20 protein-coding genes and 1 tRNA gene are annotated in these 23622 nt (G+C 39.7%); 1 reads left to right on the top strand and 20 read right to left on the bottom strand.

Annotation, left to right across the window (positions count from 1 at the left end):
* The 12 genes from atpG to argH form a co-directional block, all read right to left on the bottom strand.
* Nucleotides 1–945, bottom strand: a complete 945-nt coding sequence (gene atpG / locus G596_RS20400; protein ID WP_022759910.1) for an ATP synthase F1 subunit gamma — start codon at nucleotides 943–945, stop codon at nucleotides 1–3.
* A gap of 11 nt (nucleotides 946–956) precedes the next feature.
* Complete coding sequence (gene atpA / locus G596_RS0100745; RefSeq protein WP_022759909.1) at nucleotides 957–2756, bottom strand: F0F1 ATP synthase subunit alpha; 1800 nt, start codon at nucleotides 2754–2756, stop codon at nucleotides 957–959.
* A 43-nt stretch (nucleotides 2757–2799) separates the two neighbouring features.
* Nucleotides 2800–3273 carry an ATP synthase F0 subunit B gene (locus tag G596_RS0100740; RefSeq protein WP_022759908.1) on the bottom strand — a complete coding sequence of 158 codons (474 nt, stop codon included), beginning with the start codon at nucleotides 3271–3273 and terminating at the stop codon, nucleotides 2800–2802.
* Nucleotides 3274–3314: 41 nt separating this feature from the next.
* Nucleotides 3315–3536, bottom strand: a complete 222-nt coding sequence (atpE, locus tag G596_RS0100735; protein WP_442855837.1) for an ATP synthase F0 subunit C — start codon at nucleotides 3534–3536, stop codon at nucleotides 3315–3317.
* A gap of 59 nt (nucleotides 3537–3595) precedes the next feature.
* Nucleotides 3596–4279, bottom strand: a complete 684-nt coding sequence (locus tag G596_RS0100730) for a F0F1 ATP synthase subunit A (protein WP_026671142.1) — start codon at nucleotides 4277–4279, stop codon at nucleotides 3596–3598.
* Nucleotides 4280–4356: 77 nt separating this feature from the next.
* Nucleotides 4357–5211, bottom strand: coding sequence for an HAD-IIA family hydrolase (locus tag G596_RS0100725; protein ID WP_022759905.1), 855 nt, complete (start codon nucleotides 5209–5211; stop codon nucleotides 4357–4359).
* A 76-nt stretch (nucleotides 5212–5287) separates the two neighbouring features.
* Nucleotides 5288–5491, bottom strand: coding sequence for a DUF6465 family protein (locus G596_RS20395; RefSeq protein ID WP_049944826.1), 204 nt, complete (start codon nucleotides 5489–5491; stop codon nucleotides 5288–5290).
* Between the two features lie 72 nt (nucleotides 5492–5563).
* A complete protein-coding gene (locus G596_RS0100715) occupies nucleotides 5564–6241 on the bottom strand; it encodes a UDP-N-acetylglucosamine pyrophosphorylase (protein WP_022759903.1) in 678 nt (225 codons plus the stop codon).
* Nucleotides 6242–6307: 66 nt separating this feature from the next.
* On the bottom strand, nucleotides 6308–8365 hold the full coding sequence (locus G596_RS0100710) for a DNA topoisomerase (RefSeq protein WP_022759902.1): 2058 nt from the start codon (nucleotides 8363–8365) through the stop codon (nucleotides 6308–6310).
* Nucleotides 8358–9737, bottom strand: a complete 1380-nt coding sequence (locus G596_RS0100705; protein WP_022759901.1) for an ATP-binding protein — start codon at nucleotides 9735–9737, stop codon at nucleotides 8358–8360. Before G596_RS0100705 ends, G596_RS0100710 begins: the two co-directional genes overlap by 8 nt.
* A 40-nt stretch (nucleotides 9738–9777) precedes the next feature.
* A complete protein-coding gene (gene asd, locus G596_RS0100700; protein ID WP_022759900.1) occupies nucleotides 9778–10863 on the bottom strand; it encodes an aspartate-semialdehyde dehydrogenase in 1086 nt (361 codons plus the stop codon).
* Between the two features lie 47 nt (nucleotides 10864–10910).
* The gene (gene argH, locus G596_RS20390) at nucleotides 10911–12326 is read right to left on the bottom strand and encodes an argininosuccinate lyase (protein ID WP_022759899.1); all 1416 of its coding nucleotides are present in this window, start codon (nucleotides 12324–12326) and stop codon (nucleotides 10911–10913) included.
* Between the two features lie 145 nt (nucleotides 12327–12471).
* Here argH and G596_RS0100690 point away from each other — a divergent pair.
* Nucleotides 12472–12544 (top strand) — tRNA-Thr (locus G596_RS0100690).
* A gap of 47 nt (nucleotides 12545–12591) precedes the next feature.
* Here G596_RS0100690 and G596_RS0100685 read toward each other — a convergent pair.
* From G596_RS0100685 to rnhA, 8 genes are all read right to left on the bottom strand, one after another.
* On the bottom strand, nucleotides 12592–13500 hold the full coding sequence (locus G596_RS0100685; RefSeq protein WP_022759898.1) for a mechanosensitive ion channel family protein: 909 nt from the start codon (nucleotides 13498–13500) through the stop codon (nucleotides 12592–12594).
* A complete protein-coding gene (gene glgB / locus G596_RS20385) occupies nucleotides 13500–16070 on the bottom strand; it encodes a 1,4-alpha-glucan branching protein GlgB (protein ID WP_022759897.1) in 2571 nt (856 codons plus the stop codon). Before glgB ends, G596_RS0100685 begins: the two co-directional genes overlap by 1 nt.
* A gap of 143 nt (nucleotides 16071–16213) precedes the next feature.
* Nucleotides 16214–16651 carry a dUTP diphosphatase gene (gene dut, locus G596_RS0100675; RefSeq protein ID WP_026671139.1) on the bottom strand — a complete coding sequence of 146 codons (438 nt, stop codon included), beginning with the start codon at nucleotides 16649–16651 and terminating at the stop codon, nucleotides 16214–16216.
* Nucleotides 16652–16702: 51 nt separating this feature from the next.
* Nucleotides 16703–18010 (bottom strand): alpha-amylase family glycosyl hydrolase, encoded by a 1308-nt coding sequence (locus G596_RS0100670; protein ID WP_022759895.1) that lies wholly within the window; start codon nucleotides 18008–18010, stop codon nucleotides 16703–16705.
* A gap of 4 nt (nucleotides 18011–18014) precedes the next feature.
* On the bottom strand, nucleotides 18015–18974 hold the full coding sequence (locus G596_RS0100665; protein WP_022759894.1) for an ROK family protein: 960 nt from the start codon (nucleotides 18972–18974) through the stop codon (nucleotides 18015–18017).
* Between the two features lie 4 nt (nucleotides 18975–18978).
* Nucleotides 18979–22098, bottom strand: a complete 3120-nt coding sequence (locus G596_RS0100660) for a bifunctional diguanylate cyclase/phosphodiesterase (protein WP_022759893.1) — start codon at nucleotides 22096–22098, stop codon at nucleotides 18979–18981.
* 171 nt (nucleotides 22099–22269) lie between these two features.
* Nucleotides 22270–22923: a fructose-6-phosphate aldolase gene (gene fsa / locus G596_RS0100655; RefSeq protein WP_022759892.1), complete on the bottom strand. Its 654-nt coding sequence runs from the start codon at nucleotides 22921–22923 to the stop codon at nucleotides 22270–22272.
* 179 nt (nucleotides 22924–23102) lie between these two features.
* On the bottom strand, nucleotides 23103–23591 hold the full coding sequence (gene rnhA, locus G596_RS0100650; protein ID WP_022759891.1) for a ribonuclease HI: 489 nt from the start codon (nucleotides 23589–23591) through the stop codon (nucleotides 23103–23105).
* Nucleotides 23592–23622 lie beyond the last annotated feature (31 nt).

Below are 23622 nucleotides of genomic sequence, written 5' to 3'. Positions count from 1 at the left end.
TTATCTTGAAGATTGTTTTCTTAGTTTAGCTTCTTTAGCTGCTTTGGCTCTCTTTAACGCTTTGGCACCACTTGCAACTTCCGTTATTTCCTGAGTTATCGCAGCCTGTCGCTGCCTGTTGTACTGCTTTGTCAGTTCTCCTATCATGGAAGTAGCATTTTTATTTGCATTATCCATTGCCATCATTCTGGCGTTTTGCTCCGAACAAAAAGTTTCAACCAAAGCACCATAAATAAATCCGTTTATAAAGTTTGGAACAATATTATCAATAATAGCTTTCGGACTCGGATCGAAAATGAATTCCTCATTGTAGGCATCGATAATTCTGTAGCGATTGCGGGCGTTTTCGATGATATCCAACGGAAGAATTTTTTCAAGTTTAACCTCACTGGTTATAGAATTCTTCATTGAAGTAAAAACTACGTATACCTCATCAATAGTGCCATTTGCATAATCATCAAGAATTATGGATGTAATATCCCTGGATCTGTCCATATTGGGATTTTGCGCAGTATATCGGAAATTCTCCTCTATCTTAAGACCAAGACTTGTAAAATAATGCCTTCCAAACTCACCAACAACATATAGTTTATAGTTCACAAGCTTATTGTTATTTCTTATATGCTCCTCTGCCGCTTTAACAACATTGTGGTTAAAAGCACCTGCAAGACCTTTATCGGAGGTAAGCACCAGATACCCTTTAGCTCTTGCTTCAAAGGGAATATCATCTGTGGTCTTTAAGAAAATATCCTCAACATCATCCGGAATATGCCTTGAAACTCTCGCTATCATAGCCTGCAGCGCATAGAAATAAGGCTCTGTATCCGTAAGCTGTTTCTTTGCTTTTCTCAGCTTATTTGAGGATATCATATACATCGCATTTGTAATTTTCATTGTGTCGCGAATACTACCGATTCTATCGCGAATTTCTTTTATGTTTGCCACTGAAAATCACCTTAATCAAGAGTAAATTTCTTTCTCTTCTTTTTAAGTTCTTCTTTCAATTTCTCGTTGTTGTGCTTTTCAAATTCATCAGCTGCTTCAAGTATTTCCTTCTTCGTAAGATCAGAAAGATCCTGAGACTTATCGATATCCTCGATAATGTCCTTTCTGTTTTCTTCGAAGAATTTCAAAAGCTTATCTTTATATTCTCTTACCTGATTAACCGGAACAAAATCCATCTTTTTGCCATTTGCGCATACAAGAAGGATTACCTGTTCATGCATTGAATACGGTCTTCCGAGGGGCTGTTTTAACAGCTCCATCAGTACGCTTCCATGTCTGAGCTGATCCTTTGTAGTCTCATCAAGATCCGAAGCAAACTGCGTAAATACAGCCATCTCTCTGTACTGAGCAAGGTCAATACGTATACTACCCGCAGCCTTCTTCATAGCTTTGGTCTGCGCAGCACTACCTACACGGGAAACGGAAAGTCCGACATTTACCGCAGGTCTCATGCCCTCGAAGAATAGATCCGATTCAAGGAAAATCTGACCATCAGTGATGGATATAACGTTTGTAGGAATATAAGCAGAAACATCGCCTGCCTGTGTTTCTATAATCGGAAGTGCTGTAATCGAGCCGCCGCCAAGTTCGCTGGAAAGCTTGCTCGATCTCTCAAGAAGTCTTGAATGAAGATAGAATACATCTCCGGGATAGGCTTCTCGTCCGGGGGATCTTTCAAGAAGCAGTGACAACGCTCTGTAAGCTACCGCATGCTTAGACAGGTCATCATATACGATAAGTACATCCTTACCCATAAGCATGAAATACTCTGCCATAGCAGTTCCGGCATAAGGAGCAATATACTGAAGCGGTGCACTGTCTGCAGCCGTTGAAGCTACAATAATTGAATACTCCATTGCTCCTGCTTCTTTTAATGTGTTTATCAGCTTAGCAATGGTACTTGCCTTCTGTCCGATAGCAACGTAAACGCAGATTACATCCTTTCCTTTCTGATTGAGGATTGCATCCATAGCAATAGATGTCTTACCGGTTTGTCTGTCACCAATAATAAGCTCACGCTGTCCTCTTCCGATGGGGAACATAGTATCAATTGAAAGGATTCCGGTTTCCATAGGTTCATTAACAGAACGTCTCTCAACAATACCGGGAGCAGGTTCTTCGACAGGCCTGTAAACTTCTGTCTTTATCTCTTCTCCGCCATCGATAGGATTGCCCAGAGCATCGATAACTCTTCCTATAAAGGCCTCGCCTACGGGAATACCTGCCTGCTTATAGGTTCTGACACATCTGCTTCCCTGACGGATTCCTTCGTCTCCTCCAAACAGAATAACTCCGATATGGTCATCTCTTATATCCTGAACCATACCCTTGGTTCCATCCTCAAAGCGGACAATTTCTCCGTAAAAAGCATGATCAATGCCAACAACATTGGCAATACCATCTCCAACCCAGATGGTTCTACCGACTTCTTTTCCTTCTGCCTTAAGATCAAAACTGTTAACCCTGTCTCTTATAATTGAAACAAGGTTCTCAGCACTGGTATTCTGGCGTTTTTTTGTTAGCTCTATAAGTTCTTTGAGCTGTCTTGTACGACCTTCGTCACTCCAGTCATACTCAAAATTCCCATAATTAACGATAAATCCACCGTTAACCTTTGGATCATGAATTATCTCAAGCTCAAGATCAGGTCTGTTAAACTTTTTTGCAAGAGCCTTCTTTATCTGCTCCGCCTGATGATCCAAGGGCGGAACTGAAGAATAACGAAGCCTTGCTTTGTTTTCATTTATCATATAAATGATCCTCTTCTATTAATTATTTAATGAACGAGGTATATTATTCGCTTTTCTCAATAGCCTCAAAAATAAATTTGTTGTAAAGCTCTTTATCTGACTCTTCGTCATGCTTGGAAACAGCAATCTTATTTGCTGCATGAACAACCAGATCGGTCAGCTCTGATACATAAGCATCTTTCTCGCGCTGTGCTTCGATCTGAGCATTGTGCTTAGCCTCAACTATAATCTGTTCAGCCTTTGCTTTGGCATCATTAATGATGCGATCATACTCATCATATCCATCTTTCTTGGACTGTGCGACAAGCTCCTCGCATTCTTTACCGGCTTCCTGAAGCTTTTTGGCATAGCTTTCCTTAAGCTCTTCTGCCTCTTGTTCCATTTTTGATGCGGAATCCTTTGCATGTTCAATTTCTTCTCGTCTCTTCTGCAAAACAGCATCAACTCTTTTAAATAAAAATAATCTGAATATTATATATAGGAGTAATAAATTTACCACCGTATAAACAATACCCATTATGCTGATATTTAACACTGCTTAATATCCTCCCAAAACAATCAGGCAAACTTAATCATGATAGCTACTACGAAGCCATAAATAGCAGTAGCCTCTGCAAGCGCACATCCAAGGATTAAAAGTTTCATGATCTTACCATCTGCCTCGGGCTGACGAGCAACCGCATCAACTGCCTTTGCTGTTGCTATACCGATACCGATACCTGCTCCAATTCCCGTAAATGCTGCAATAGCTGCGCCAAGTGCTGTTAAATCCATAATCATAACCTCCGTTTTTTATTTTTCTTTTAAATGCATTTTATCCATTAAAAGATATAATTTCTTTATTCAATAGCCTCTTTGATATATAGAGACGAAAGAAAAACAAATACATATGCCTGAATAAGTCCGTCAAAGATATCAAAATAAATACTGAAAGCTGCAGGCACAATTATCGGAACTGCCATCTTAAGAAGCTCCATAATAACGGTTGCTCCGATAATATTTCCGAAAAGTCGCATACATAATGACAACGGTTTAATCGCAATCTCAAGAATATTTATTGGAGTTATCAGCCACAAAGGAGCTGTAAATGATTTAAGCCATCCCCTTACACCTTTGTGGTGTATTCCGGCTCCTTCGACCAGTACTATACTCATTAGCGCCAGTGCCACGGTTACATTCAAATCCATTGTCGCGGGAGTAAGCCCAAATAGTCCGACCAGGTTGGATGCTCCTATAAAAACCAGAACCACCGCCATATAATCTCTGTATGCGATGCCCTCTTCACCAAGCATTCCCCCGGTTATACCACGAAGGCCGTCAACTATAGTCTCAGCAACAAGCTGCTTCGTACTAATATTATGAACCTTCATACCACTGGTAAGCCATAGAAGGAATAAAGTCAGAACTGCCATCACTCCCCACGTGACAACTACAGACTTATTGATATCAAAAAAGCCGTTCATAAAGTCAAAGTGAATCATCACCTTGTCCTCTAGTAACAGCTCATTTAAAAGTCCACCAATATCCATAAAAAATAATCTCCAAAAAACAATTTAGCAAATTTCATGCACAATTATTATTATACTTCCAGGCAGCAATTTTAACAATGAGAAAAAAGTATATCCGCAAGTTCTGCTACATTATCAATCACGTAATCAGGCTTTTTATCCATATCGGCTATTTCTGCTTCATTACATTCACCCGAAAGCACACAAACCGAAACAGAACCGGCATTTTGAGCAACGGCAATATCGGTATAAAGTCTGTCTCCAACGCAGCAGATTTTTGCATTGTCAATATTTGTCATAGCCGAAATGATATCTACCATATTACGGTTTGGTTTCCCAATATATGTAGGTTCAGAGCCACTGGAAGCTGTGAGCAGTGCACATATACTTCCACAGTCAGGAAGTACCTCTCCTGCAGGCATAGGACATACCCAATCAGGATTCGCAGCTATAAATTCAGATCCTTTTCGCAAAAAATGAACTGCAAGATCCAGATCTCTATATACGAGTTCAGTATCAAAGCCGACACACACCACAGGAGAAACATCTCCATAATCGGAGCTGTCGTAATCCGTGGCATTAAAAACATTTAATCCGGCATTTTTAAGCTCATTGTAAAATGTACGGGTACCTACAACATAGATATCTCTGTTGCCGTAATTCTTTTTAAGGTACTCTGCCGTAGCCATACCCGAAGTATAAACATTTTCCATCTCACAGGGAAAACCAAGTTTTTTCAGACGATCTACATAATCTATTCCGGCGCGTGATGAATTATTTGTAAGATATATATATTTCTTCCCAAGCTTTTCAAGCGTAAGAATAAAGTCAATCGCTCCATCAAACACTTCATCACCAAGGTATAAAGTTCCGTCCATATCAAGAAGAAACAATTGACAATTGCATATTTTTTCAAAGTCTTGTTCTAATGATAGTTCTTTGTTCATAAGTTCTTATTCCTTTTTGTACCAAGCAGCATACAAAAAGCCCCAGGTTAAACCTGAGGCCTTTGCTACCATAAAATTAAAGATCGATGCTACCTGTCATCTTGTTATTTACTACATAATAAGCCTTATTTTCTTCAGGCTTAACGTAAAGCTCAAGATTCTTAGCACCCTTCACACCGTATTCTGCCTCATATGCAGCCTTAGCTCTCTCGATAAGATCCTCTGAAGAGATACTCTTGTCAGCATACTGAAGCTCGATCTTAGTCTTAATCTGTGCCATTTTCATTTCCCTCCTCGCAAAAATTTATCATAAACTTTCTTGATTATAATACCGTAAACGGTTTGTAGTCAATTATTCGTTAGTCTTTAATACAACATTATCCTTATCTTTATAGATATGTTTTGCGGGAACACAACCACGAACGGAAGAAAGAGGATAAATATTACTTTCTCTTCCTACTACTGTGCCGGGATTAAGAATACTTCCGCAGCCAACCTCAACATTATCCCCAAGCATTGCTCCTACCTTTTTAAGACCGGTCTCCACCGTATCATCCTTACCGTTCTTGATTACAACCAGCTTCTTATCGGATTTAACATTTGATGTTATTGAGCCTGCACCCATATGCGATTTATATCCAAGTATAGAATCGCCAACGTAGTTATAATGAGGAACCTGAACCTTGTTGAAAAGGATTACATTTTTTAGTTCTGTGGAATTACCTACTACAGCTCCTTTTCCAACAATTGCGTTTCCTCTTATGAAAGCACCGGGACGAATCTCAGCCTCCTCGTCAATAATGCAGGGGCCTGCTATATAGACATTATCGGATAAAAACTTTGCGTTTTTTGCAACCCATACATTATCTCCTCTTTTTTCAAATTTCTCTGAAGGAAGTGTATTTCCAAGTTCGATAATAAAATCTTTTATCTTCGGAAGTACCTCCCAAGGGTATGTGACATTCTTAAATATGTCTGCCGCTATAGTCTCGTTTAAATCATATAAGTTTTCGATTGAGTATTCTTTCATTTTTTCCTTTCCTTCCCCTCATCCGGCACTTCGTGCCACCTTCCCCCCTAGGGGAAGGCTTATTATTTATTTCTTTTTACTTGTATTTTTCTTTTTCTGTACCTTTTTATAGTACTGTGCTGAGTTCACAAAGAATTGCTGCATATGCGATCTCATATCGTTTTCTTTGACGTAGTTAGTGCGTCTTGTTATGAAATCTGAAAGCTTCTTCATGTATTCATCTTCTGATATCTCACCCTGCTCGACCTGTGTGAGCCCCTTCTCCCAGCTTGCTGTAAGTGAGGGATTGAGCATAGGCTTCATTGATACATAAACCGTATCATATATCATCTCACCCATTTGAGTTGGTGTGATTATCTGAGTCTTTTTATTAAGTTCAAGATACTTATTCTTAACAAGCTTTTCAAGAATTCCGGCTCTAGTAGCACTTGTTCCGATTCCGGATCCCTTTATCTGGGATCTCAGTTCCTCATCCTCAATGAACTGACCGGCATTTTCCATCGTAAGAATAAGCGTACCTGAATTATATCTCTTGGGAGGCGTGGTTTCACCCTCTTTTATCGAAGCTTGTTTAAGTTCAAGCGTATCACCTTTTTTTAGTTTTGAAAGAGCTTCGAAAAGACCCTCGTCTGCTGCAGAATCCTCGGCATCATTATCAGCTTTTTCATCTGATTCTTTCTCATCCTTCTTGAAAAATGAGTAATCCATAACATGTAAATAGCCCTTGGATGCTAGTAATTTGAAGCCTGCAAAAAAGGTTTCAATAAAGTTTTCGCTTGTATCTACCGCAAGTTCAAGCTTTATCTTTGAATATTGTGCAGCAGGATAAAAGACGGCCAGAAATCTTCTGACAATTATCTCATAAACCTTTGCCGCAGTGGGACTTAGCGAGCTTATAGCAGACAATCCCTGGCCTGTAGGAATGATGGCATAGTGATCTGTAATCGCCTTATCATTAACATACCTTGTTTTAGCAATACCTTTATAGGATTCGTGCTGAAGGATTGCTTTAGCGAAAATTGAAGCAGGTTCGTAAGAAGTTAGACCTCTTATGTTCTTATCAATTTCCTTGGCTATAGCAGTACTTAAAACTCTGGCATCCGTTCTGGGATAAGTTGTAAGTTTTTTCTCATAAAGCTCTTGCGCTATTGCAAGGGTCTGATTAGGATCAATCTTGAAAAACTTTGAACAGTCATTTTGCAGCTCGGCAAGGTTATATAAAAGAGGAGCGTTCTTAGTTTCCTTCTTCTTTTCCATTTTGGTGAGCTTTGCATTCACCGGAAGCTGCCCAAGGGATTCAATCAGAGCCTTAGCGCCCTTTTCTTCCTTAAAGCCTTTTTCGCTGTAGAGATCAAAGGATCCGTTATATTTACTTTTCTCAGTAACTCTCCATTCTGCGGATATAACCTTATCATCAACAGAAAAGTCACCAATAACTCTGTAAAACGGTGTTTTTACAAAGTTTCTTATCTCACGCTCTCTGTCAACAACAATCCCTAGTACGCAGGTCATAACACGTCCTACGGCAACAACACATTTATCAAGTCCGAGGAATTGTCTTATGGAATAACCGTATCTGAGAGTTAACGCCCTGGAGAAATTGATTCCCATGAGGTAATCCTCTTTTGCACGAAGATAGGCAGCAGCACCAATGTTGTCATACTCGCTGTCATCCTTTGCTTCTCGTATCCCTCTAAGAATTTCTTCTTCAGTCTGTGAATCGATCCAGACACGTTTTTTGATCTTTCCTGTAACATGAGCTTCCTGATCAACCAGTCTGTAGATATATTCACCCTCACGTCCGGAGTCGGTACATATATATATTTTATCCACATCCTCTCTGTTTAGCAGTCCCTTGACTATATTAAACTGCTTCGCACTCTGTGGAATAATTTCGTACTTAAATTGAGACGGAATAAATGGAATAGTATTGAGAGACCACTTAGCCATTTTCTCATCATACACCTCAGGATAACTCATCGTCACCAGGTGTCCTACACACCAGGTGACGATGGCTTCTTCGGATTCCATATATCCGTCTTTATTAGAAAAATTATATTTTAGAGCAGCGCCGAAAGCCCTTGCAACACTGGGCTTTTCGGCAATAAAAACGCTTTTAGTCATTCATCATTTCTTCCAATCCAATAAGTTTGATGGAAGGTTCTTCTTTTGCAAGGTTGACCAGACCTTCATCAAAACCAACAGCTGAGAACAAATAATAGTAATCAGGATTAAGCCTTGCTCTCTTGCAGCAGCTTCGAATATCATCTATTGAAGAAGCATCCATCTCAGAATCCCATTTACAGATTCCAACAAGTGTATCACCTGATTCACTTTGAGCTACGATATCAAGCGAATCAATCTTGCCAACCCATTCACCCTCATCTTCAATCTCAAAGGGAAGCTTATGATACTCTGAGAGTTTACAAACATACTCTCTGCATATGAGTTTATAAGCTGTAGAAACGAACTCTCCTAAACCGGGAGCTATGTATGTATCATAAAAATCTTCTGCATTTAATCCAACTATTTCACTTAAATGAGAATAAAAGAATCTGTAGAAAAAGTGTGGAAGCGGATCACAAATTCTATATACACCCTTCTGCACATTCTCATGCCCCGTAGTTGCAAAGGAATATACCTTTTCAACCATGCCAAGCTCAATAAGACTCTTTAAATATACCATTATCTTAGCTCTGGAAAATCCCGTTGCATGATGTATATCATTAAGCTTATTCTTGCCATTGGCCAGTCCGTAAAGAATAGTATTATATACAGCAGTTTCACGAAGGTTTTCTTCAAGCTGATTTATTGTTGCTTTAAGTAGCACACTATTTTTAACATCAAGGAATTTCTCGCATACATTCTCTTTAAAGGTCTTATTTTGGTCAAAGTATTGCCATAGTTGACCCTTTCCTCCGAAAATAGCATACGTGGAAATGATATCCTGATTAGTCATATTAGGCATTCTCTTTTTCATTTCCTGGAAGGAATAGGGTTTTATCTTGAGGAAGCCTGAAATATTGGCAGCCTGAGCACCGATTTTATTAACCATTGAATTCTCAATCCATGCGGCATTGGATCCCAAAAGAACAATCATCATCTGGGGATGTCCTTCTCCGTAGACAATCGTACTTATCTCTTCAATGAAATCAGGAGATGCTTTTATGATGTCCTCAAAGCGGTCAATAATAAGAACAAAAGGCTTTTCCCTATCATTAGCCATCTTTTTAGCCACTTCAAATATTTCCTTGTAAGATGGATACTCAGAAATGTCATATCCCTTATTGCGTATACGCTGACCTATTATGTTCTGCTGAAGTCTCTCTGAAGCAGGAGCTGCGCAATAATAGATGGCGTCTTTGTCCTTCGCAAACTCTGTGATAACAGTTTCACTGCCTGTACTAACATGTCCATAAACAATAACTATCTGATTGGCCCCACTGTTGTAATAACCATTTAGTTCCTGCAATTCCAGACTCTTTGTTTTTTCCATACAATTTTCCTTATCTTAGATAGACGACTATAATGTTAAGTTACTTCTTGCTGATGTATCCAAGTGCCTTAAGGAGTTCTGCACATTCTACAGCGCCGCCAGCAGCTCCTCTAAGTGTATTATGTGAAAGGCCGACGAACTTCCAGTCGTAAACTGTATCCTCGCGGAGTCTGCCGATGCTTACACCCATGCCACCCTCGTAATTTACATCAAGAGCTATCTGGGGACGATTATCCTCCTCAAGATACTGGATAAACTGCTTAGGTGCACTGGGAAGACCAAGCTCCTGAGGCTTACCCTTAAAATTCACAAGACAATTAATAAGTTCATCTTTTGTAGCTTTCTTCTTAAATTTTACAAAAGCTGCGGCCGTATGTCCATACAAAACTGGAACTCTTATACACTGACATGTAATAATCGGGCTTTCTGCAGGAACAATCACGCCATTTTCAATCTTACCCCAAATTCTTAAAGGCTCTTTTTCGCTCTTTTCTTCCTCACCTGAGATAAACGGAATGATATTGCCCTCCATTTCGGGCCACTCCTTAAAGTTCTTACCTGCACCGGAAATTGCCTGATATGTTGTAGCAACTACTTCGTAGGGCTCAAAATCTCTCCATGCTGAAAGTGCGGGAGCATAACTCTGAATCGAGCAATTGGGTTTTACAGCGATAAATCCCTTTGTTGTACCGAGTCTCTTCTTCTGGAACTCAATAACATCTGCATGGCCGGGGTTAACCTCCGGAATAATCATAGGAACATCGGGAGTCCATCTGTGAGCACTGTTATTTGAAACTACCGGAGTCTCAGTCTTTGCGTACTCTTCCTCAATTGCCTTGATTTCATCTTTAGACATATTAACGGCAGAAAGAACAAAATCAACATCCTTTGTAACTTCCTGAACATTTGTAACATCCTTAATTACAAGCTTTTTAACAGCCTCAGGCATGGGAACTTCCATCTTCCATCTGTCGCCAACAGACTCTTCATAGGTTTTTCCGGCACTTCTGGGGCTTGCTGCTACAACAGCAACCTCAAACCAAGGGTGATTATCAAGGATTGTAATAAACCTCTGACCAACCATACCTGTTGCACCAAGAACTGCTACTTTCAATTTCTCGCTCATTTTTTCACTCTCCTCTTATAAATAAATAAAAAAATAACTAACAACTATTAGGCGTCAAGAGTTTCAAAGCTCTTAACTTTGGTCCAATATGCATTAAGTCTCTTATCGTTTCTGGCAATTGACTTCTTCATAACTTCCGGACCGGGAGCACCGGCAGTAAGTCTTTTTTCAACACAGGTCTTAAGACTGATTGCTTCATAGACATCTTCATCAAATTCCATTGCAAAGCCTTTAAGTTCTTCTATCTTAAGATCTGAGATTCCGCAATTTTTATCAATACAATGTAAAACTATTCTTCCTATAATACCATGTGCATCCCTAAAAGGTACACCCTTATTTACAAGATAATCGGCAGCATCGGTCGCATCGGTAAATCCTCTTATTGCACTCTTTTCCATCTGCTCTTTATTGAATTTCATGGTTCTAAGCATATCCGTAAAAAGAATCAGGCAGCTCTTTGTGGTATCTATAGCATCGAAGCTTACTTCCTTATCCTCCTGCATGTCCTTATCGTATGCAAGTGGAATGCCTTTCATGGTAACAAGAAGCGAATTTAATGCTCCATATACTCTTCCGGTTTTGCCTCTTACAAGCTCTGCAATATCGGGATTTTTTTTCTGTGGCATGATGCTGCTTCCTGTTGAATAAGCATCATCTATAGTAACAAAACCATACTCATTTGAGTTCCAGATAATAACTTCCTCTGAAAATCTGGAAAGATGCATCATTATCATAGAAAGCGCAGATAAAAACTCAATCAGATAATCTCTGTCCGACACGGAATCCATACTGTTATTGGTAGGTCCTGTAAACTTTAAAAGCTCCGCGGTAAACTCTCTGTCTAAAGGATAAGTTGTTCCTGCAAGAGCGCCGCTTCCCAAAGGACAGAAGTTCAGCCTCGTAAAAACATCCATAAGGCGTTGTGAGTCACGATAAAACATCTCAAAATATGCTCCTAGATGATGGGCCAGTGTAACCGGCTGCGCTTTTTGAAGGTGTGTAAATCCGGGCATATAGGTATGAAGATTATCCTTCATGATTCCATTAAGAGTATCCAGCATGTCATAAATGACATTGGCGGTATTTCTTACTTCTTCTCTTATATACAATCTCATATCAAGAGCGACCTGATCGTTTCTTGATCTTCCGGTATGCATTTTCTTTCCCGCATCACCGATTCTGTCTATAAGATTTGCCTCAAGAAAGCTGTGTATATCTTCATATTTGTCGGTAATGTCGAGTTTTCCGGCTTCTACATCCGCAAAAATAGTATCAAGACCGTTAACTATTTGATCACGTTCTTCATCTGATATGATTCCCTGCTTAGCAAGCATCGTTACATGTGCTTTACTTCCCTGAATATCCTGCTTTATAAGGCGTTTGTCAAAATAGATCGATGCATTAAACTTCCATGCCAGTTCATTTATTTCGCCTTCAAATCTTCCTCCCCAAAGCTGAGCCATAAATTTCTCCTTTTATACATGTATACAATCGCAATTTTCTCTTTACCATATCACAGTAATAAAGTGAAAACAAGATGTAAAAATCTCTTGTCAAATAATGCATGCACCTTTATAATCATATTTGTGCTTCTGATAGCACAAAGTTGCTGGAATAGCGCAGTCGGTAGCGCAACTGATTCGTAATCAGTAGGTCGAGGGTTCAAGTCCCTTTTCCAGCTCTTTATATTCAGAAAGAGAATCGGCATAGGCCGGTTCTCTTTTTCATTTATCTCATATGTACATCCATTTGAGGGAAAGGTATCTCTACCCCCTCTTTATCAAATGCTTTTTTTATAGCCTCGTTCATAGACCATTTAGCCTTCAGATAATCTGTAGGCTTCACCCAACCTCTTATACGAAGGTTTACACTGCTGTCAGCGAGTTCATCCACAAATACATTCTTTTCTAGTTTATCCGAAATAAACTCATTGGCATCCATTGTTCGCATAGCAACAGCCCTTGCTTTGTCAATGTCCGCGTTGTAAGAGATTCCAACCATAGTATCAAGAATACGCATTGTGTTACCGTTATTATTGGTTATGGTAGATGAAGCCAGGGTCTTATTTGGCATCACAACACGTCTGTAATCAGCTGTAAGCATCCTTGTGTTTATAAGTGATATCTCTGTAACACTGCCCTCAATTCCTGTTCCGCCGACAACGATGTAATCACCGACTCTGAAAGGTTTTGCCAGCAGAATAAGAATTCCACTTGCAAAATCGGACAAAGTGCCCTGAATAGCAAGACCTATAGCAACTCCGGCCGAACCAAGCAGAGCAACAAGGCTTGCTGTATCCATGCCGAAATAGGATGCCAGTGAAAACAAAAGGACTATATCAAGGGATACCTTTACTACCTTGGCAAGAAATTTTGCGGTAGCGTCCTCTATCTTTGTCTTTCTCAAGGATTTATCAACAACATTTGATAACGCCTTAATCAGCTCCCACATGATTATGAGAATTATAATTGCAATAACAGCCTTCACCAAAAGGGCGAAAGCTTTATCCGGGAGTTCTTTAAAATATTTTTCAATAACTCCCGGTTTTAAGTTTTCGTTTCCTGTTACCTCAGCTATGGTTTCAATAGCATTTTCAGCAGAAGCAGTTGCAAGTAATATTGGTAACTTAAAGTTCATTATTTATTGTCATCCTTCTTATTAGTCTTAGTATTTGAAGTCTTTGTACCTGAAGTTTTTCTTGTTGTCTTCTTCGCAGGTGCTTTCTTTACGGCAGACTTCGAAGCCGCAGTTTTCTGTCCCTTTGCTGCAGTTTTGGGAGTTGCTGTCTTTTTAGCAGCAGTTTTCTTTCCGCCTGAAATTGATTTAAGCGCTGCTTCCGAAACTATGCTTGAAATACGCTCTTCTTCAATTTGTTCATATTTCTTTTCGATAGCCTCCTCCTGAGCTGCAAGTTCCTTTTCATAGCGCTCATGAAGTTCTTTAAGAAGCTCAGCCTCTTCCTTCTCCTGACGGTTTTTGAGCTCCCTTAAGGTCTTTTCGCGCTCTTGCATCTTATTATTAGCTTCTTCCTCACGGATCTTTCTAATCTTCTTCTCCTGTGTTGTATAAGGAGTATAAGAGAAAATCGCAAGTGAAGACGATGCAACCTTAACCGGAATGGAATAAGGTCTTCCGTCTGCTTCGCTAAAGTCTGCTTCTATTCTGCCGGGATTAACCATGCCGCTACCGCCGTAGCAGGTATCATCGGAATTAAATATCTCATAATATTTGCCATCAGCAGGAACACCGACCTCAAAGGTTCTGTCGACACCTGCCATATTAACAACTATTATAAGCATATCCTTGTCGGATTCGCCCTTTCTCATAAAGGACATCATGCATTCCTCAGCAGCCATACTGTTTATCCACTCAAAGCCGCTGTCATTCGTATCGATCTGATATAGTGCCGGTCTGCTATAATAAATCTCATTTAGCGAATGGATCATGTTCTCAAGGAAAACAGCATTATCAATGCTAAGTTCATTGGGATCCATATATATCATCTTCTTACCGGGATGTGTCATAAGGTAAGATATTGCAAGACGAACTCCCGCCATTTTCTGAGCTGTATCACCGGGCATCAGATCATAAAGACCTTCAAGACCTTTTCCAATCTCTTCATGAGTAAACGCAAGTACAAATCTCTCTGTATAGCAATAAACAAGGGAGAATGTAAGCTCGTTATGATTTCCGGATCTGAATAAAGGATCATTCTGAATATAATCAAGGAAATCCTTTGTCCATCCGTTATTCCACTTGTAATCAAATCCAAGTCCGCCATCATCAAGCTCACCGGTAACTCTCGGCCAACATGATGTCTCTTTCGTAAGCGTGAGTAATCCCGGATATGCCTGCTTTAATACAGCATTAAAATTGCAGAGGAAGTCCTTAGCCTCAAGATTCTCATTGCCACCATACATATTCGGAATCCACTGACCGGGCTTTCTATCATAGTCGAGGTACAGAATTTTTGCTATATCAGCTACTCTTAGTCCGTCCAAATGGAATGTTGAAACCCAGAATAGTGCACTTGAAAGAAGGAAATTGGTAACCTGTTTTCTTCCGAAATCAAAAATCAGATCGCCTGTTCTTGGATGTACACCCATTCTCGGATCCGGATATTCATACAATGCCTGACCGTCAAAGGAATTAAGTCCGCACTGAAGCTTCGGGAAAAATGTAGTAACAAAATCCATTATTACCCTTATGCCCGCTTCATGCATTATATTAACAAATTTCTTAAAGCCTACGGGATCACCGTACTTATTTTGAATAGCGAAAAATCCGGTAATATGGAATGGGTGCCCCTGAATATGTTCCATGACTGGCTTAAGTTCTATCGTATTAAAGCCATGATCCTGAACGTATGAAAGAATCTCCTTTGCAAGTTCTTCATAATCCGGAATATGATTTTTATGTTTAGCAGCAAAGCTCTCGAGAGAAAGCTCACAGATTGATAGAGGATCTGAGTCTCTGTTGAATTTTGTTCTGTTTTTGATAAATGCTGAGTCGTTCCATTTAATATCGCCAAGGGAAGTTATCTTGGAAACCTGGCTCTCCTTATCCTTGAAAGCATATCCGTAGGGATCGGGTCTTTTAAAGATAACTCCGCCTTTTGTTTTAACTTCAAACTGATAGCCGTCACCTTCTGCTGCACCCGGAATGAATATCTCAAATACACCGTCATGATCAACCCTTCGCATCTGATTTACTCTTCCGTCCCAGTCATTAAAATCACCGATGACACTTACTCTTGCAGCATCCGGAGCCCATACAGCAAAAGCACACCCCTTTACGCCATCTATTTCCATTAGATGCGCGCCGAATTTTTCATAGATATTGTAATGCATACCGCTATTGAACTTTATGAAGTCCTCACGGTCCATACGTCCGTCAAAATTATAGGCGTCATATATTTCCTTAATGTCACCATTTTCGAGCTTTATGCGATATTTGTATTTGAAGCCTTCTTTATAAGGAACAAGCGCAGCATAAAAACCTGCTTCATCAGCAAGCTCCATCTTGTATTTCTTGGTTCCGGTACTCGGAACAACTTCAATTTCTTCAGCCATAGGGTAAAAAGTCTGAATAAGAAGATTGGAACCAACCTTGTGTGCACCAAGAATTCGATGCGGATCATCGCCATCGGAATAGATAATCTCTTCGATTTCAGGCCAGTTCATAAGTTTATAAAGCTTATTATTCATAAAAGTCCTCCATATATGATGATTTTCTGAAAATAAACTGATAATCGTTATAAAATTCCATCAAATTATTATAGCACGTTTATAATATGTTTCACATAAAAAAGAAGAAGGTATCACGATAAAATGATACCTTCTTCATAAATTCATTTCTTTCCAGTAGATCCAAATCCACCTGCGCCTCTCTCGGAATCAGCTAGTTCTTCTGCTTCTTCGAACTCTACCGAAAGATACGGCTGAATGATAATCTGGGCTATTCTTTCAGCAGGAGTAATAATTCTTTCCGTATCAGAATCATTGTGTACCGCAACGATAATCTCACCACGGTAATCGGAATCGACAACTCCGACACAATTCGCAGGACGAAGCCCCTCTTTTGTCGCTATACCACTTCTTGCGTAAATCCCCCCGAAGTATCCGTCCGGAATCTCCATAGCAAGCCCTGTTCCGATTTTAGCTGTTGTATGAGGTGCTATCTTCGTATCCTCACTTACGTTTGCATAAAGATCATAACCTGCAGCCGCAAGGCTCCCCCTTGTCGGCATGGTTGCCGTGTCACTTAATTTCTTGATTTTTACCAGCATTTTCTCCTCCTTATGACCCCTCATCCGCCCTTCCCCCCAAGGGGAAGGCTTTCAAAATGGTCTTAATATATAAGCCGTGTACCCCGGAAGTTCCAATCCGCCTCCGAAGTCGATTTCCTCCCCCGAAATCATGTCACGCGCTCTTCCTGCTCTGAAATCGCAGTCTATATGTACGGAATTTTCATCCGCATTGACAGCTATCATAACCCTGTCATCTTCAAATTCACGTTCTATTATACAGTATTTATTCTGCAATACGAGCTGTTTCATGTCGCCATACTGCAAAGCTTTACTCTCGCCTTTTGCTTTATAAAGCTTTGCAATTACGTCAGTAAGTTCATTCCACTGAGGCTTATCAAAGGAGGCTCGAAGTGCCGGGTCTCCCTCGGATTTATGAGCTTTTGCTCCCCATTCTGATCCGTAATATACAGTAGGAATTCCCGGCATTCCAAACATCATTGTATATATAAGCGGAAGATGTTTTTCATTTGTAAGTGTACTTGCTATTCGGCTGACATCATGGTTATCAACGAAGGATAAAAGGTGCTCTCCTCTGTACAGACACCAGTTTTCCGGTCCAAACTGTCTTAATAAAGAATGAACAATCTCAAACATGTTGAGTGAATTAAAGCTGGAATAAAGCCCTTTGTAACACTCATAGTTGGTTGCCGAGTGACAAAGCTCAGGTCCCATTACTTTATGGTAATCACCGCCGATCATCTCTCCGACAAGATAAAAATCTTCCTTTTGTGAAAGAACATGATTTCTGAGCCTTTTAATAAAATTCTGCTCAAGACAATATGCAACATCAAGCCTGAGTCCATCTATATCGTAGTCTTTTATCCAGCTTGTTACTGCATCAAGAAGGTAATTAACAACATCCTCATTCCATAAATTTAATTTTACAAGATCATAATTACCTTCCCAGCCCTCATACCAGAGTCCGTCATTGTAGGCATCATTCCCGTCAAAATTTATGTGAAACCAGTCTTTATAAGAGCTGTCCCACTTCTTTTGAAGAACATCTTCAAAGCCAAAGAACCCTCTTCCTACATGATTAAAAACTCCATCCAGGACAACTTTTATGCCTTCTTTATGGAGAGCCTTACTAACTTTTTTAAAATCATCATTTGTTCCGAGTCTAACATCAATCTTTTTGTAGTCTCTCGTATTGTAGCCATGTGTATCAGACTCGAAAATCGGATTAAAAAGTACCGCACCCACTCCGAGTTTTTTCAGGTGCGGTATCCAATCTATAACCTTAAGAATTCTATGCTCTAATTTACCATCATTTTCAAAAGGTGCTCCGCAAAATCCAAGCGGATATATTTGATAGAAACCTTTTTCATAAGCCCACATAATCTCAGTTATCCTCTATCATAGCAAGAGCACCATAGATATTGGAATCATCTCCAAGTGCTGCTTTTTTAAGTTCAACAGTGCTTCTGATTGAAGGCATGCAGTAGCGATCTACCTCAGCCAGGATTTTTTCCATAAAGAAGTCACCAACTGCTTCCATAACACCGCCGCCATAAACAACTATGTCAGGGCTTATAGTGTTAATCATATTGCCGGTAGCTACAGCAAGATAATGGCATGCTCTGTCAACCGCCTCAAGTGTAACCGGATCCTTGGCTGCAATTGCTTTCTTTAAGTTTTTACTCTTAAACACACCATTCTCAATGGTCTCTGAGAGCATATTCTTACGTCCTCTTGCAGTTTGCTGCATGATATAAGCGCTCATGCCCTTTTTACTTGAAAAGGCCTCAAGGCATCCTCTCTGTCCGCAACCACAAAGAGGACCTTCGGGATCAAGAATCATATGACCATATTCCGCAGCTTTATATTTATTTCCCGTAAACATCTTCCCATCAAGAATAAGACCGCCGCCCATACCGGTTCCTACGAAGAATCCGACTACATTCTTATAGCCCTTCGCAACACCATATTTCCATTCACCGAGAACACCGACATTTACATCATTGCCGATAAAAAACGGAATATCAAACTTCTTCTCTATTGAGGATTTGATGTCATAATTTGTCCAGGGAAGATTGGGCGAAGTAAGAATTATACCGGAGCCCTGATCAATAACACCGGGAGCGCCAGCTGCAATGGCATTAAAATCCTTCTTCTTAATATCGGAATCCTTAATCATGTCTTCAACTACGCTAATGATCATTTTCTCAACATTAGCTGCATCGTCACCGGCTTCCTTGGTCTTTTTCTTAAGTCGATAAACAATCTCCTTCTTCTCATTGAAAATAGCGCCAAGAATCTTTGTTCCACCGATATCAAGACAGATATTATACTTACCAGACATCTCACTACCTCCGTTTATCGTACTTCCCATAGTTGTTTTTGCCGTTTTCTTTCACATAGTAAAGTGCATTATCTGCGTTTCTATATAAATCATTATACGCTTTTCCGTCTTCAGGGTATACAGCATATCCAACAGACATCGTATATTTTACTTTTTCACCGTTATAATCAACTGTCTTTTCCGCTTCTGAGAAGGCTTTCAGCGCTGCATCAACCTCTTTGTCAGTATGATTTCTTATTATAACAAGGAATTCATCACCGCCGATTCGCGAAGGATAAACATCGCTGCCAAGGTCGTTCTGCATACGGTTTGCAGCATCCTGAAGTACCTTATCGCCACAATGATGACCATACTTATCATTTATCTGCTTGAAGAAATCAAGATCAAGCAATATCATAGCCAGACTCTTTGTCTCCGGGTCAGAGATAAACGCTTCATAAACCTTACCGATGGTCATACGATTGAACAGACCTGTCAAAGTATCTCTCTCAGCAAGGTTGCGTATAGTTTCATTTGTTCTCTTAAACTGATCAATGTCATATTTAAGAATATAAATATGCAGACCATCATCCTGCCTGTTTCTTCTTATCTGATAACATGCATTCTGATATCTTGGTTTTTCGCTGGAACCGGTCTTTTCAAGATATACGATACGTCCTGAAGTATTGCCGTTTTCATATTCTTTCAGAAGTCTGTCCCTGTTATAAAACTCATACATCTTTTCATGTTCTTCGGGTTCAGCCTGTGAAAATACCATGCTCCTTGTAACTTCTCCAAAAGGAAGCTGTATATAGCCCGTCTCACCGAAATCAGAAATAAGACCGGTCTGTCCAAGATGCATATATACAGTCTTATCCTCGGTAAGATTTGCTTCAAGATAAAAGGTATTTCTGATAAACTGTTCAAACGAACCATATCCAAGTGTCTCCGTAAAAGCATCACTGGCAAGCAAAAGGAATGTCGGATCGCTTGGCATATCATAATATTCAGAACCACTCTGACTTATATCAGGAAGCTTTCTCATGCGCTCAGCGTCAAGCGTTCTGGAGCACATGATAAACATTCTGTCTCCTTCCGAGACAATTGGAATAAGCAGATACATAAGCCAGTCATATTCGCCGTTTATATCCTTTGTCCTGAAATAATCTGTTATATGATTTGTCCCGTATTCACTGATTCTCTCATCAAGGCTGTTCAGATTATAAAATTCTATAAAATCCGTTCTGTCCTCATTATAAATTGCTTCATCCGCAAATTTCTTTATTGCATCAGAGAAACTGCCTTTCTTCATCTTCTGGCTGTATCTGGCAGTATTTTCATAAACAGTTTCAAAGGTATCATCAACGACAGATACAATATCCACACGGTTATAAATCATATAGAGGAACTTAAGATACGAGTTGAGTTGCATTACTCTTGTGCCCGCATCATTTTCTGTCATGATCTCCGCAGTAGCCAAAATAGCTGTTTTACCAAGAGCCTTACTCTGCGTAATTTTTCTTAGCATTATCCTGTTAAAACCGTTACTGGTAACAAATTCCATGGAATGTATTTCATCATCCTGCACACATTGAGATGCAAGCATTTTAATGTCTTTTGCAAATATGATTGCAGGCGAATTAAACAGCTCCTGAATCGACTTCACATCACTAGTAAACAAAAGCTTAAAAATATCATAAAAGTCATTATTACACATGAGTGGCTTAAGGATTTTGCCGTCAAATTCAAATATCGCGATAGGTCTGTGATTGTAGTAAGCATTGTCCGGATCAAATCTGCCTATATCCTGCATAGGTGTCTGTGATAGCACATTCACTTTTCCTATGGCATCATAAAAAACAGTCTCCTCATCCGATTCGAACTGATGAGGAAATTGTTCAATCGGATAATCAAACATTTTAAGAGCTTCACTATATAGATGTCCCTGAGACTGTTCACATCCGGACTGCTTAAGGAAATCAAGAATCTTTTCGTCCTCAACACTGCCCATTATCGTTTGGATGCCAAGTTCCTTCGACATATTGATGATATTCTTAAGCATAACTCTTGGCTTAACATCATCTTTATATCCAGATAAGAAATTACTGTTTATTTTGACAGCATTAAAAGGCATATCATTCAGGATATGCAGTGAAGAATATTCACTTCCGAAATCATCGAATATCAAGCTAAACCCATGATCTTTAAGTCTTTCAAGCTCAGCTTTTATGCCATCTTTATCATTGGTTATTTCCGCTTCACTGATTTCAATTCGAATAAGACTCTTGGGAAGCTTATTTTTTTCAAGTTCTTCCTCCAAAAGGCCAACTATATCAACAAGAGCAAAATCAAGCCTTGTAAGGTTGATTGAAGCAGGAAGCGGATCCATGCCGATTTTTATGATCTCACTTTGGTCCTTACATACCTGCTTTATTACAAAACTGTCCAGAAGGTATATCTTTTTCGAATGCTCCAATACTGAGATGAAATCTTTTGGCATCAGAACTCCGTATTCTGTTGTATTCCATCTTGCCAGAGCTTCATTTCCGCATACTTTACCTGATAGTGTATGGAAAACCGCTTGATAAGCGATTGTAATTTCACCATTCTCTATTGCATCTTCGATATGATGAACCACATAATGCTTCATCAATATCTCATCGTCTATATTCTCACTATTATACTTAAAGATGCCATTTCCAACAGAATCGCCGGATGAGCACGCAAGCACTGCTTTTTCAATTATCTCCTCAGCTAATTTATCATCAGGATTGATATAATAGATTCCTGCATGAAGATCCATTCCTGTATGTATATAAACCTCATCGAAATCTCGCTGAATTCTGGATATAAATCTCTCAATATCATCAATATCGGTTACAACAACAAACTCACCATCATCTAGTTTGCATGCAATGTCCAAAGGAAATGAATCTCTTATCTTATTCTTCAGAAATACAAGAACCTGATAGCCTTCATCAAAGCCATTATTCATATAATATGATCTAAAGCCTTTGATATCGAAAAATACACAGCAAAAAGAAGCCGAAAGCTCATCGTTTTCCGCTTTTGAATTAATGATATTTAAAAATTCATCTTTCTGGTATAGGTCTGATGGAAGCCCCTCGCCTTCAATTTTTGCCATACTAATACCAGTTCCTTTTCAGTATTCTACTATTTTATGTTAACAAACAGGGGTGGACAAAACTATTAATCGCTTATAAAAAAATGTTAAAAAAATAAAAATAAAACGCTTTGGATACTACTATGAATATCCAAAGCGCTATTATTAAGGCATTTTAAAGCATATTATAGATTATTCACCAAATACAGCCTTGTAATCCTTCTGGAATTTCTCAATTCCGGCTGTTGTAAGAGGATGGTTAACCATCTGTGCGATAACACCATAAGGTACTGTAGCGATGTGAGCACCTGCAAGTGCGCAATCTGTAACGTGCATAGGATGACGAACAGATGCAGCGATGATCTCAGTATCAATACCGTGAAGGTCGAATATCTGAGCAACCTCAGAAATAAGGTCTGTACCTCTTGTGCTTATATCATCAAGTCTTCCAAGGAAAGGACTTACGAAAGCAGCTCCTGCTCTTGCTGCAAGAAGAGCCTGGTTAGCTGTAAAGATAAGAGTCATGTTGATCTTGATACCCTCAGCTGCAAGTGTATGGCAAGCCTTAAGTCCCTCTTCTGTCATAGGAATCTTAACTACCATGTTTTTGTGAATCTTAGCGATCTCACGGCCCTCTTTGATCATGCCCTCGGCATCAACTGTTGTAGCCTTAACTTCGCCGCTGATAGGTCCGTCTACGATAGATGCGATCTCTGCAACAACCTGATTAAAGTCTCTGCCTTCTTTGGCAATAAGAGAAGGGTTGGTTGTAACACCGCAGATAACACCCATGTCATTTGCTTTTTTAATGTCCTCAACATTAGCAGTATCCAAGAAGAATTTCATAATACACTCCATTCCGCTTAAGATTATTCTTAAGCATTTGATTAAATATATTTTTCAACCGTTAAAAATGATAACACATCTTACAAATTTTACAAAGCAGATTATGCTCACTTATTTTCAATTATTGCCATAAAAGCCTTCCCCTTGGGGGGGAAGGTGCCCGGAGGGCGGATGAGGGGTTACCTTAATGCTCCTCCATCATCATGAAGCAAGGCCCCGGGTTCCTGGTCGGCCGCCGTGGTAGCAAGTGTATCACATCGCTCATTCTCAGGATGCCCGTCATGTCCCTTTACCCAATGCCAGGTGACATTATGTTTATTTACCGCATCAAGAAGGCGTTTCCATAGTTCTACGTTCTTAACCGGCTTTCCGTCAGATTTTTTCCAATTCTTTTTCAACCATCCGGATATCCAGTTTTCATTGAAAGCGCTGATAACATACTTTGAATCCGAATAAAGGTCAACCTCACAGGGGCGGTTAAGCGCTTCAAGTCCCATGATTGCACCCATCAACTCCATTCGATTGTTGGTTGTCTTATCATAGCCGGCACTTAACTCCTTTTCATGTAGTACGCCTTTACCGTCAATATATTGAATTACTGTTCCGTAGCCCCCCGGTCCGTCAGGATTACCTCTTGCTGAACCATCCGAATATATAGTAACTTTCATTTCTTAAATCTCCGCATTGCTTATTATTTTA

Source organism: Butyrivibrio sp. AD3002 (assembly GCF_000420905.1).
Classification (GTDB): Bacteria; Bacillota; Clostridia; order Lachnospirales; family Lachnospiraceae; genus Butyrivibrio.
This window is presented reverse-complemented; position numbering and strand designations above follow the sequence as displayed.